The sequence below is a fragment of the Brevibacillus sp. MS2.2 genome (assembly GCF_013284345.1).
Taxonomy (GTDB): Bacteria; Bacillota; Bacilli; order Brevibacillales; family Brevibacillaceae; genus Brevibacillus; species Brevibacillus brevis_C.
In genome coordinates this window covers 80513-92823 of sequence record NZ_JABSUZ010000023.1, presented here as the reverse complement: position 1 = coordinate 92823, position 12311 = coordinate 80513, and the positions used below count along the sequence as shown (strand labels likewise).

Sequence of the window (12311 nt, the reverse complement as noted above, 5' to 3'; positions counted from 1 at the left end):
TTGCAAAGATAATACCTCTGCCCGCACTAACGGCTTGGTGTCCATGGCCTCTTGCTTGTCTTCCACGACCCGCTTCCCTTGCTGAAGCGTGTAACCAACTAACTCGAGCTTGGCCTTTTGTTTTTCTGTCAAAAGCTCGGAAAGCTGTGCTTGTTGACTTCCTTCCTGGCCTTGCTGGTCTTTTAAGCCGGTTATGAGCGGAGAAAGCCGTTGATCCTTCTCCCGCTGCTTCACTTCCTCAGAAAACGTTTCTGTCAGCCACAGCAAGGCCTTGATTGCGGTTTTGAACGACGCGCTTTCCTGCCCGACTGTACGAGGATGAATCATGCGTGTAAAATACTGCTTCATGAGTGTACGAATCATCCAATGATGAAAAGGAGTAGATTCTTGCGTCAGATCGATCTCCGGCTTTTCCAAATAAAAGACGAGGAAAAAATCAGCCAAGAGCTCCAAATCAAACCATGCTGCTCGTGCCTTCGCCTCATGAACCCATTCCTGTGCGGTTCGCGAAGAAGCAAGGTACGTTTCAAATACATAGCGATCAACACCGCTAGCACGAATGATCATACAAACTACCCCCTACAACGTAAAATCGTAGTCCGCCCCGGGGATTTCCTTGTCAAAAATCGTCCGATACGTGCGCTGTAGCTGCTGCAAAATCCGTTCGCCTTCAATTCGCAGGTACGAATATTTGACCGCGTATTTTTCTACATTCGGAATCAAGCGGTTTTTTTCCAGGACATAGGCATGCAGATCATGCTCCCGCTTCTCCCACTGAATGAGACGATTACGCAAGTCTCGCGCCGTCTCTTCTACCTCTTCGCGACTCTCTTCCAACAACCGGACATTGCGCTCCATCGCTTCCTTGCCCAGCTTTGCGCCCACTTCCTTTTTAAACTGGAAGGCATGCAGCTCCGATTCTTTTTCCTTCCATTTATCCGCAATTTGTCCGAAGCGCTGGAGTGGCAATTCATTCTCCATATCATTCTTCAGCATTTCCGTAAATTGTTGTTCAAACGCTTCCTGCATGACCGACAAGTCCTCAGGAACATTCCACAGCATATGCGGAGTGAAAACCGTGTCCCAGATTGTCACCTGCTCACGTCCATGCAAGGCAGCAGAAGTTCGCCATACATGCGCGATTTTGCTCCAGCGACGGTCGGAGAGCACATACTCTTTTACTTCCAGGTCTTGTTTTAGACGGTACAAGAAATAAATCATGGTTTCTGGAATAACCACTTGCTTCGCTGCCGCTTGAATATCCTTCACGTCATACAGAGAGAACACAACAGGAAGAGGTGTCGTAGGCAATGAAAACATGCGCTCGTAACTGGAAGCATGTTTCAAATAGTGAACTTCATAGCGAAACAGGAAGCGGTCATAAAGAGCTGTCAATTGATCATCGTCATCAGGAAGTTCATTCGATGCAGCGATTAAAAATTGCAACGGAACCTCCTCTTTTTCTCTGCCATTGAAATAGATTCGTTCGTTCAATATAGAAAGCAACGCATTCAGAATCGCGCTGTTCGCTTTGAAAATTTCATCCAAAAACGCAAACTGAGCGTTGGGTAAATAGCCTGTTGTTTTTCGTACGTATTGATCCAGTTTCAATTGTTGAAGGGAGACCGGACCGAATATCTCATCGGGGGTCGTAAAACGGGTAAGCAAATACTCGAACCAATGTTCCGATCCGAATAGCTGAGAAACAGATCGTGCTAGCTGAGACTTGGCTGTTCCCGGCGGACCGATTAACAAAGCATTTTCCCCGCTCATAATGCCGAGCATTAAAAGGCGAATCAGTTCACTTCTTTCCAGGAAACGGCGCTCCAAAAGCTCAATTGCCTGGTCCATTTTACGTTGGATGGGTGTAGTCGAATTCATCGTAGTTGGCTGCACGACGGGCTGGTTACAGACGTCGATGTGCCGATCCCCCTCTCTTGCTTGGAACCCAAATTTACGTCATTCATTAATAGTGGCATATCATGGACAAAAATGCCAGTTCTCCAGTGGATTCACTTGTTCTCTCTAGAGTGTGCTTTCACCCATGGCCTATTTTTCGCATATGTTGTGACATCAAGGTACTTACATCGGAGTAACGAAAAAGGAGGGTGCGACATGGGGATCGAGCTTTTGTGGATACATGGTGTGTATGTCTTGTTCGTGATTGGCATTATTCTCGTGATGGTTTTACGAAAAGATACGAGTCTGATTAGTATCGTGGGCATAGCAATCCTCGGTTTCGTCGCGACAGGGTCTGTGACGGCAGCCGTCGGCGGAATATTTGGCAGCTTCATCTACGCGATTACCGAGCTATTGCCGACGATTTTAGTTATCTGCATCATCGTTGCCATGAGTCACGTTTTGACGGATACGGGCGTAAACGAAACGATGATTCGGCCGATGACTCATTTAGTTCGAAATCCTACATTGGCGTATTGGGTGATCGGGATCGTCATGATGGTCATTTCCTGGTTTTTCTGGCCTTCTCCAGCTGTCGCACTAATCGGTGCTGTCATGTTGCCCGTGGCATTGCGCGCTGGCCTGCCGGCGATGGGTGTCGCCGTTTCGATGAACTTGTTTGGACACGGGATTGCGCTGTCCGGCGATTACATTATTCAGGGGGCTCCCACTTTAACGGCCAAAGCCGCAGGAATCCCTGTCTCGGACGTGATTTCAGCCAGCGTCCCTCTCGTTATCATTATGGGCGTCGTGACAACTGCCATCGCATTCTGGTATTTGAAAAAAGACATGAAGCTCGGCGTGCTCGCGTCTCCCAAAGAGACAGTCGTACCCGATGAAGTTTTTACTTCCGCACGAGTCCCTTTATCAGATGGCGTGCGTCGTGCGTTGGCTGGACTTGTACCGGTTTTATTTATCCTCGATGTCGTGGCCATGTTTGCTTTTGATTTACGCGGAGGAGATGCAACGGCGCTTGTGGGCGGAACCGCCCTGCTCATTCTCATTATCGCAACGATGCTTGCGCACAAGCAAAGTGGTCTCGAGCAGGTAACCACACATCTGATTCAAGGCTTTCAGTTCGGCTTTAAAGTATTTGGTCCGGTCATCCCGATTGCTGCTTTCTTTTATATGGGCGACAGTGGGTTTATCAAAGTGTTTGGGGAGGTACTGCCGCAGGGTTCACACGGAATCGTGAACGACCTCGGAGTGGCGCTTGCACAGACGATTCCCATTAACAAGGAAGTAGCTGCTCTTACTGTATCCGCAGTAGGGGTTATTACAGGGCTCGATGGCTCAGGGTTCTCTGGTATTACGCTCGCTGGTTCTTTGGCTCAACTATTCGCAACTGCTTTAGGTACCGGTGCCGCTACGTTAACAGCGCTCGGACAAATTGCCGCCATCTGGGTCGGCGGTGGTACGATCATTCCTTGGGCATTGATTCCTGCTGCGGCGATTTGCGGAGTAGACCCTTTTGAGCTAGCGAGACGAAATCTGTATCCCGTGGCGATCGGACTTTTGGTGACCACAATCGTGGCGATGTTTCTTCTGTAAAGCGTCGGTATCTATACGAAAAAGCGTATGGTCTCGTGCCGTTCGCTTTTTTTCCTTGGTTGGGTGATGAGATAGACAAGTTTTCTCATTCTGTTTTTCTTCGAGACTCATACACTTGTACTAGCATCTATTTAGATGAGAAAGGAAAAAACCAGTATGAAGTTGTGGGGAAAAAGTATCCAGGTCGCAGCAACGTACATTGGAACCGTCGTAGGCGCCGGGTTTGCGAGCGGTCAAGAAATCCTCGCGTTTTTCACCGCTTACGGCCATGCCGGAACAATCGGCATCCTGCTCGCCACATCTCTTTTTGTTTGGTTGGGCTACAAGATGATGCTAATCGCTCATCATTTGCGCACACCCTCCTATGAATCCTTTAATCAAAAACTGTTTGGACCGATGATCGGTCGTGCGATGAATATTTTGGTCTTTCTCACCCTTTTTGGCGTAACGACTGTCATGCTGGCAGGAGCGGGTTCGGTCTTGGAGGAGCAGTTTGACATTCCATATTTGATCGGGACCATCGCCACCGTTCTGTTCGCCCTGTTGCTTCTGCGAAAAGGGTTGGAGCAACTACTCGTCGTGAATGCGATTGTCGTGCCATCCATGTTATTGTTCGCTTTGCTCATTTTACTGGATGGCACCGCAGATTCCCCCATGCCTCTCTCGACCCCATCCGATTACTCCTTCTTATGGAAAACAGTCTTATACGTGTCATTTAACCTGGCCATGGCCCAATCCGTTCTCATCCCGATCGGTTATGCGATCCGCGACAAGGTTGTTTTGTTTCGGGCAGCCGTCATTGGCGGGGTCGTGCTTGGATTTATGCTCCTCGTCGTCCATACTGCTATGTTGGCCAACTGGGACGACGTCCGTCTCATGAATATCCCGATTCTTTTTGTAACGGACCAATGGAACGAGTGGCTCCAGCTGTTCTTTGTTTTCGTGCTCTATTCCGAGATTTTTACCACATTGATTTCGAACGTGTTCGGGATTGGTCAGCAGCTGCGTGAATTATTGGACGTTCCGGAAACGCGCCTTTACTTGTATTTGTTCTCTACTGCTTTCGTATTGTGCCTGATCGGGTATAGTCAGTTGCTGATGTTTTTATATCCGTTGTTTGGGTATTTGGGGTTGTCTACGCTCTGTCGGATTTCGGTTCCAGGGACGATCCCTCGGCATAGATTTTAAAAACAGACGACCACTTCTCAAATCAAGATTAAGATCGCATATTGTTCGTGTTTAGGATAGTCACTTACGATAACCAAAAGTATTACCCCCGAGAATTTTTTAACAAAGTGAGATGGCGGCTCAATATTCACGAACAATTTTAATTAATATCAATATATAATTCGTAATTAATTCGCGTTTCTCAACAGTCATTCACATATGTACGATACGTAAAAAGCCGACTCTCCGTCGTGAAGCAGTCGGCTTTTTACTATAAATGATCAATTGTTCACTACTATAGCAATTGAGCGAACGTAAATCAGCGAGAGCACCTTCCATAGTCTGCTCCCGCGTATAGACTCTCCTAGACCCAAGACTTTTGCATCGCGAACCATATTGTGTACCCGCCAGACATATTCATACTCGAACTCTTTCATTTATTCGCATACGAATGGTAACATTTGTCACGATTGAACCGTCATAGTGTAAGACTGACCTCATCAACATACTAGAAAGGAAATTCTCACATGAAATTTTCTACCCTATTAAAAACCATGCTCGTTCTGTTTCTTACCTTCTTCTCTACTTCGCCAATCAAGGCTGAAGAGCAGCAAGACCCATTAAATCCACCGCAATTACCAGTGGTGTATCAAAACCTGCAGATCCCGTCTCATTTGACAGAGCCATTCTTTCTTTTCACGAAGCAACCACTTTACAAGCACGATTCACCTCCAAAGACTTACACCATGTCATTGGTTTCACCGTCTGGAAAAGTAATAAAAAGCAATTATCTCGTTTATAAAAGTGAAGTGTACCCGCTCCGAAATGGGTACGGTTATTTTTATAATGGCAGCTTTTTTAAGCATACGGAATATTTGGTCTACGATAAGCAGGGCAAAGTTTCACCGATGGGTACCTGTTGCGATGTTGCTTTCAAGCAGATACATGGGGAATGGTTTACGGGCACGGACTTTCCGGGAAACCTGCCGTATCTGTACAATGCCAAAACAGGGAAAATTACCAAGAAGTTTCCGGACGCGGATCATCCATTCTACCTAGCCGAACCGACTACGAAAACGTTTGATCCGTATTACTTGCCCTATGGTGATATGGTAAAAGACGCAAAAGGGTACGAATATTACAAGATGGGCATGAGAAATATTCATGGAAAAATACTGAGTAAGCCATTTTTTGATGAATATTACGGATATGGTGAAGGCTGGCATCGTGTGAAAATAAATGGCCAGACGCATTTTATCAGCAATGAAGGAAAAATTATGCTAAAGCCTTCCCGTAACTATAAAGTCGAATCGAATATGCACAGTGGAGCATTCGTTGTCTCAGGCAAGCTGGGGAACGAAGAATTTTATGTGCTGATGAATAAAAAAGGACTCATTGCTTCCAAAAAGTATGCGTTTATCCGTCCGACAGCTGATGGTCACTTTCTGGCTGTGACGAAAACCAACAAGCCATATACTTTTACCAAAATTAATGCGGCAGATAAAGTCGTCTCACCGCAACAATATGTGCTAAATAAGCCAGAACTAATGAAAGAGCTCAAGCAGACGGGACAATTGTTTCATACTGATTCCCAGATCATTGCGAACACAGCTAACAATCAAAGCTTCAACTTTCCACATCAATTGCTGATCACTCCTACGAATGAGACCGTTGCCATCGAGTACACCATCTCGGGGATCAAAAAGATTGGCGTGTATACGCATGACGGCAAGCTGATCTATGAGGAGATTATCAAATAAGTAGGTCAAACAAATAAAAGCACGACAATGCCCTGTTAAACAAGGGGTATGGTCGTGCTTTTCCTATCAAGTTCCCTTGGTCTCCCAAGTGATAACGCAATTATTCCAATCCCGCAGGTTTTTCCCTTCCATCCAATGGATACCAGCGAAGCACATCACGCGGTGGGCTTGCCAACCCTTCCTCCAGCAAGACACACTTCCAAACTTCATCACCCGGCCCATCGGTTGTATCTCCGTCATTGATAACAGGACCATTCTCATATACATAGTTCGATATATTTCGCAGGAAACTCGCGACCTCATTTGGATCGTAGGCATCCCCATTAAATATCGCCTCATGATCGATCACATCCAACTGCTGCATGCCGACGGTATCCATCAAGAGCCATCCTTCCGGAAGATTGAACAACCGGACATTGGACCATAGCTCCAGCGGAAGAAGCTGGATTTGCTCATAACGTTGATTCAGCTCTTGCATCAGCTCGGCAGACGCGAGGCACTCTCCATTCGGATTAAAAAAGCAAAGGGCTTCTGGCATTTTCAACAGCGACTCAGCAATGGCGGTGACAGTCATCAACTCCGGCAGTGCTTCATAACCCTCAGGCAGTACAGGAGCTTGATCGTTCGACTCTCCCAACACGAAAGAAGAGCGAATACGGATGAACGCTTTGTGCTCGGATGCGGCTTGCCGCCCTTCGGGATATCCCCATGACTGCTGAGTTGCCCGCTCAAGGCTATTCGAGAACGTAAACGGACCGAAAAAGCCCATCGACCAAGCGCCAAACAGCATCGTGTCTTCTGCCGGGTCTCCCATACTATCCGGCCAAGGCTTATCGACGACATCGACCTGAATATATCCGTTTACTTCTGGACGATACGGAATAAGCAAGCTAGGGCCGCTGAACACCCATTGGTCGAACGTTTCCATGATGTTAACAATTTCGAATTGATCCTTGAGCATGTCTGCTATTTTGTGAATCGGAACCGCCGTTGACAGCAGGACGGCAACTCCTTGAGAGTACATACCTTTTGGCATATCGTCATCTTCTTTCCATTGTATTTTTATGAATCATGGCGTACTTTACGTAACTGTAAATCCAATCGCTTGAAGCTCCTTGATCGCGAGTTCCAGATCCACTTCCGGATTCAGCTCCGTAATCATCTCTTCGGTAATGGCAGTATTTGAAAACGTGTACCCAACTACATCAAGCGAAACCTTCACCTCGTAGTAAGCCTCTGCCCACTCTACATAATCTTCTGGACTATCATATATCATCCCAAGCAAAAAATCTGAGCCGTCATCCAGCCCTTGCGGATTATGTATGTCTCCTGTTTTCCACACGTGATCAGTAGGTACTCGCCATAAGCAAAACGTAACGTCCTCCTTGGTTAACGCTTCGTCATCGAGTCGATGAAGCAAAGCTGGAGGGACTTGCTCATAGATACCAGGCCAAACCTCGTATTCTTCCCTGGCATGAGGACTCATTTCCGATTCATGATCAAACCCTTTTACAATAACGCCCTCGGGAGTGAACAGGATGTAAAGATCGTCGCCTGCTCCGTTGTTAATGCTCGCGAATGTTGTGTTTTCATCCCATTGTGGATCGAACTGATATCTACGCAGCCATTCCTCCTGGCATAGTAGAATATCCAGGGCACTCAGGACGAGCATACGCTGTTTTAATACTTCATGTTGTAGGAAAGGCTTTGACCAGCTTTTCATTTGCATCCACCTTTACGATTTAGATACTCCGCCTAATCCCAATCCAAAAAACCTTCCACGGACAACTTTTCCTCCCCGCATTCGGGACAAGTCGGCGAATACCCGTGATCCAGCTCCATGTCAATCGGTATAGATGGCATTTTCTCTGAACACCGTGGACAATCATAGCTTTGTAAATACGAATCAGTGTCCGACTGCAAGTGCAAATAGTGGGCATTTAGCAGTATTTGCATTTTTCGCAAGCGTATAGACCATGAAAGCAGTTATACTTTGTACGCTCGTCCTTCATAAATTCTCGGATTCGCTCCTTGCCAACTGGATCCTCGAACCATTCTTCGATTTCGCTCAAATAACCATATCTGAATCCAACGCCCATGTACACATTTTGGTTGTATGAGCAACGTTCACAATGCAGCTTATAAGCTACTCCCATGCTATCTCCCTCCCCATGTGAGAAAATTCTCTTCACGATGTGAGTAGTACATCTAGCAGACTAAAGCAAATATTGACCAAAACAACCACAACTACGCCGCGAACACTAACGCCACCAAGCTTTCGTGTATCTTCTATATCAAGCATGGCGTTTTTACTGTGCGCTTTTTTTATTTTCCGAACAGCCGACACATAGTATAAAAAATTGCCGGTTAGTCCAAATAACGCTCGTTGAAATAATGCAAAGAGTATGTACACTTCATTAAAGGTAGCATCATCGAATGCCAATGCACCCAAGGCAAAACCCACAAAGAGGTTCACCAAATAAATAACGGTCGCCCATCCATACATCTTCCGATAGGCAAACCATGCTACGCCAAAAAGTGCTGCTCCCCAATTCCATGAGAGTCCTTTCGCCCGCCAAGCCTCCAGATAGTACTTATGATGGTGGACATAGGCGGACAAGAAATTCAAGGTAAGATGTGTCTCCAAAGGTTCTCCCCCAAAACTATTTTCTATTAGTTCCTAATCTTTTGCGACCTTTATGTGGGCGAGTATGCTCTAACGACCTCTCATTATACCAAAAATGACCAACCCAAACGATATCGAACCATTTGTATTAGGAGGTCAGCCAGTTTTTGCTGGTTGACCTCTTTTATTTTTGGACGTACCACTTAGATTTCGCATCACTGGCAATGCTGTGGAACTGCAAGAACAGGTCACTCACCCACTATCATCTTAGAATCGACTGAGCTTTACCATGCCGTCACTGATAAATTTACTAAAAATCCCAAATATTTTTCCGTTTGCGAATGTTGTTCTCGATCATTTCGATTCCGCTCTTCATCATCTCGATCATCTTCATCTGTTGTTCTCTCAAAGGTTCAGGAATCTCTCCCAGTCTTTCTTCCATTTTGGAGATCTTCTCTTTTTTCTTCTCGATCCGTTCTAAGCGTCTCTCTTCAGAACTCATATTTCTATCTCCCTATCAGTATATTCTTCTATACTCTGTTCCCATTAAACAATATCAAGATTTGATTATCTCCTGTCCTTTTCATTACCCGATAACCTGTACCCGATGCCGTCGCCACCCCTTCGTCGTTCGGTTTGCAATAACCCCCCGCTCGGCACGTTCCATCGTCGCGAAGAAGCAGTTTACCGATGAGACCGATAGCCACCCAGTTGGGCATTTCTTTCCGCGTTTTACACTTCCGGTTCGGATCCCAATACGGATTGATTTTGGGTCTCTCCTCTGTGCGTTCGGGTATGATGATATTTCCTTCCCGATCGGTTACTGCCGGAACCACGACCTCGTGGTATTGGATACGACTCCATTCATCGAGCACGAACTTGCTGCACCCCGGATCTTCCACATCCGCCAAAATTGCCGGATTAGAGCTGGTCACTCCTAGAATATAATCGTCGTTGGAAGTAGCTTTCCGGATGGTCTCACTTTCTCCGTCAAAGCTTACAAAGTAACCGACATCAATCGGCTGGCCATCCGCCGTCTCAAACATCTCAGCAAAATCGCAAGCACCGACGGCTACGTTGAATGCCGAAGCTGTGACGGTCGATTCGAAACACGCACTGCCGTTATTTAAAATTTTGGCTTTGACGCCTGTAGGGTCACATGGAGCTGCTCCATTAACTAGGTACCAGGAAAATGGCAAATCTCCCGCTGCAGGATTGGGAGCGCCGTTGATCCCCATCACATGCACTCCCCCAAGTGTGCCAGCGCATGTGCCCAAACCTTCTGTATGGGAGAAGTTTCCATCTGCAAGAGTGTTAACACCCTCCGCATGCGATGCAAATCCACTGGCCTCTGTCTCAGAACCCTCCGCATGGGACCCAAATGCACTGGCCACTGTATGAAAACCCTCCGTATGCGACACCTCTCCACTTGCCACTGTACCAGAACCCTCCGCGTGGGACGCAACTCCAGTGGCATCTGTCCCATCACCCTCTGCATGGGAAAAATTTCCTATAGCATCTGCGAAATTACCCTCCGCATGGGCCGCAAATCCAACGGCATTTGAATGAAAACCCTCCGCATGCGACAAATTTCCACTGGCCACTGTGCCAGAACCCTCTGCATGGGACGCAACGCCAGTGGCATCTGTCCCATCACCCTCTGCATGAGAAAAACTGCCGATGGCATCTGCAAAATTCCCCTCGGCATGGGCCGCAAATCCAGTGGCATTTGTAGAAACACCCTCCGCATGCGATGCTATTCCACTGGCATTTGTATGAAAACCCTCCGCGTGGGAAAAATTTCCCCTCGCCACTGTACCAGAACCCTCTGCATGGGACGAATTTCCAATAGCATCTGTCCCATCACCTTCCGCATGAGAAAAAAGACCTAAGGCATCTGCGAAATTACCCTCCGCATGCGACGCAAATCCGCTAGCATTTGTAGAAACACCCTCCGCATGCGACGCAAATCCACTCGCCTCTGTAGTCACACCCTCTGCATGCGATGCTACTCCACTAGCCTCTGTCACAGACCCCTCGGTATGGGATGCAAATCCACTCGCCTCTGTACCAGAACCCTCAGCATGGGATCCTAATCCACTGGCCTCTGTATTAGAACCCTCTGCGTGGGAAAAATTTCCGCTCGCAACTGTAAAAAGCCCCTCGGCATGGGATGCAAATCCACTGGCAATTGCCCGAGCACCCTCCGAATGGGATGCATCTCCGCTGGCTTCTGTCTCACGACCCTCCGCATGGGAAAAATCCCCTAACGCCTGTGGTCCTGGCCTCGATAAGATACTTAAAGTTCCTCCTTCGGCATGAGACGCAAACCCACTTGCAATTGTTCCAACCCCTTCTGCATGAGCACTTTGACCACTGGCTAGGTTAGGAGCTGGGTTACCCAATTGATCTACACCACCTCCCTCTACGTGGGAAGCTCTTCCACTAGCGGTGTTTCCTTCCCCTTCTGCATGAGAATTCAGTCCACTAGCGATGGTAGATATACCCTCGGCATGAGATTGATCCGCTTGCGCCTGTGTGCTACTCCCTTCCGCATGTGAAGCGCGTCCACTCGCCGCCGTGGATATCCCTTCCGCATGGGCAGCCAGTTGAGTTGCTGTTGTTAGGAGCCCCTCTGTATGGGAAATCAGTCCGCTTGCGATCGTCCCTTTCCCTTCCGCATGCGACTCATCTCCACTTGCTGTCGTGTTGAATCCTTCCGCATGAGCCGCAAGTCCACTTGCCGTTCCTCCGATCCCTTCTGCATGGGCGGCGAAATTGCTTGCCGTAGTTTTGAATCCTTCCGCATGCGATCCTTTACCGCTGGCTGTGGTGCTGACTCCCTCGGCGTGGGAGCCTTCACCACTCGCGACTGTGCCTATTCCTTCCGCTTCGGAACACAGCCCGCTTGCGATTTCGTTGCAACCATTTGGCATACGATACCCTCCCCCCTACTAAACAGTTATGGTATCGTATGCCATGAGAAGAATGGTGGACTGGTCGGCTTAACCATGGATAAGGGTGGAATTATTCCGTAGGACGAACGAAACAACCCATCCAGCTAACTCGATGCTGATACCATTGAGTCGAAGTATTTGAATTCAATTTGTTTGGTGTAATTCTTGTTCACCATTACGGGAAGCACTGACAATGATCACCGCTGATAGCATAAGAAAAAGGAACAGTACGAATCGTGATGATCTTATACAGCATCTCATTCCCCTCCTTTCATGACCAAACAACCTAAC

Annotated in this window: 10 protein-coding genes and 1 pseudogene; 3 read left to right on the top strand and 8 right to left on the bottom strand. The window is 47.4% G+C overall.

The features are described from left to right. A pseudogene (locus tag HP568_RS19905) lies at nt 1-567 on the bottom strand (hypothetical protein); the annotation flags it as partial. A 12-nt stretch (nt 568-579) separates the two neighbouring features. Further along, complete coding sequence (locus HP568_RS19900; RefSeq protein WP_173630035.1) at nt 580-1881, bottom strand: AAA family ATPase; 1302 nt, start codon at nt 1879-1881, stop codon at nt 580-582. A 234-nt stretch (nt 1882-2115) separates the two neighbouring features. Between HP568_RS19900 and HP568_RS19895 the strand changes: the two genes are divergently transcribed. The 3 genes from HP568_RS19895 (at nt 2116) to HP568_RS19885 (ending at nt 6437) form a co-directional block, all read left to right on the top strand. Continuing rightward, nucleotides 2116-3510, top strand: a complete 1395-nt coding sequence (locus HP568_RS19895; protein ID WP_173630031.1) for a hypothetical protein — start codon at nt 2116-2118, stop codon at nt 3508-3510. A 156-nt stretch (nt 3511-3666) separates the two neighbouring features. Next, nucleotides 3667-4698, top strand: a complete 1032-nt coding sequence (locus HP568_RS19890) for a YkvI family membrane protein (RefSeq protein ID WP_173630030.1) — start codon at nt 3667-3669, stop codon at nt 4696-4698. Between the two features lie 506 nt (nt 4699-5204). Further along, a complete protein-coding gene (locus HP568_RS19885) occupies nt 5205-6437 on the top strand; it encodes a hypothetical protein (RefSeq protein WP_173630029.1) in 1233 nt (410 codons plus the stop codon). Nucleotides 6438-6537: 100 nt separating this feature from the next. On the opposite strand, the gene HP568_RS19880 is transcribed toward HP568_RS19885, so the two are convergent. The 6 genes from HP568_RS19880 to HP568_RS19855 form a co-directional block, all read right to left on the bottom strand. Continuing rightward, the gene (locus HP568_RS19880) at nt 6538-7461 is read right to left on the bottom strand and encodes a DUF4261 domain-containing protein (protein ID WP_254551368.1); all 924 of its coding nucleotides are present in this window, start codon (nt 7459-7461) and stop codon (nt 6538-6540) included. A 57-nt stretch (nt 7462-7518) separates the two neighbouring features. Then, nucleotides 7519-8160, bottom strand: coding sequence for a hypothetical protein (locus HP568_RS19875; protein ID WP_173630028.1), 642 nt, complete (start codon nt 8158-8160; stop codon nt 7519-7521). Nucleotides 8161-8377: 217 nt separating this feature from the next. Further along, complete coding sequence (locus HP568_RS19870; RefSeq protein WP_173630027.1) at nt 8378-8593, bottom strand: hypothetical protein; 216 nt, start codon at nt 8591-8593, stop codon at nt 8378-8380. Nucleotides 8594-8625: 32 nt separating this feature from the next. After that, nucleotides 8626-9084, bottom strand: a complete 459-nt coding sequence (locus tag HP568_RS19865) for a DUF2628 domain-containing protein (protein WP_173630026.1) — start codon at nt 9082-9084, stop codon at nt 8626-8628. 289 nt (nt 9085-9373) lie between these two features. Then, nucleotides 9374-9565, bottom strand: a complete 192-nt coding sequence (locus HP568_RS19860; protein ID WP_173630025.1) for a hypothetical protein — start codon at nt 9563-9565, stop codon at nt 9374-9376. 28 nt (nt 9566-9593) lie between these two features. Then, nucleotides 9594-11999, bottom strand: a complete 2406-nt coding sequence (locus HP568_RS19855) for a peptidase G2 autoproteolytic cleavage domain-containing protein (RefSeq protein ID WP_053079583.1) — start codon at nt 11997-11999, stop codon at nt 9594-9596. Between the last annotated feature and the right edge of the window lie 312 nt (nt 12000-12311).

What these genes read in the sequence shown, in the direction of transcription:
- HP568_RS19900 (WP_173630035.1), bottom strand. Translation starts at nt 1,881, where the DNA reads ATGAATTCGACTACACCCATCCAACGTAAAATGGACCAGGCAATTGAG.
- HP568_RS19860 (WP_173630025.1), bottom strand. Translation starts at nt 9,565, where the DNA reads ATGAGTTCTGAAGAGAGACGCTTAGAACGGATCGAGAAGAAAAAAGAG.
- HP568_RS19875 (WP_173630028.1), bottom strand. Translation starts at nt 8,160, where the DNA reads ATGAAAAGCTGGTCAAAGCCTTTCCTACAACATGAAGTATTAAAACAG.
- HP568_RS19855 (WP_053079583.1), bottom strand. Translation starts at nt 11,999, where the DNA reads ATGCCAAATGGTTGCAACGAAATCGCAAGCGGGCTGTGTTCCGAAGCG.
- HP568_RS19895 (WP_173630031.1), top strand. Translation starts at nt 2,116, where the DNA reads ATGGGGATCGAGCTTTTGTGGATACATGGTGTGTATGTCTTGTTCGTG.
- HP568_RS19890 (WP_173630030.1), top strand. Translation starts at nt 3,667, where the DNA reads ATGAAGTTGTGGGGAAAAAGTATCCAGGTCGCAGCAACGTACATTGGA.
- HP568_RS19885 (WP_173630029.1), top strand. Translation starts at nt 5,205, where the DNA reads ATGAAATTTTCTACCCTATTAAAAACCATGCTCGTTCTGTTTCTTACC.
- HP568_RS19870 (WP_173630027.1), bottom strand. Translation starts at nt 8,593, where the DNA reads ATGGGAGTAGCTTATAAGCTGCATTGTGAACGTTGCTCATACAACCAA.
- HP568_RS19880 (WP_254551368.1), bottom strand. Translation starts at nt 7,461, where the DNA reads ATGTACTCTCAAGGAGTTGCCGTCCTGCTGTCAACGGCGGTTCCGATT.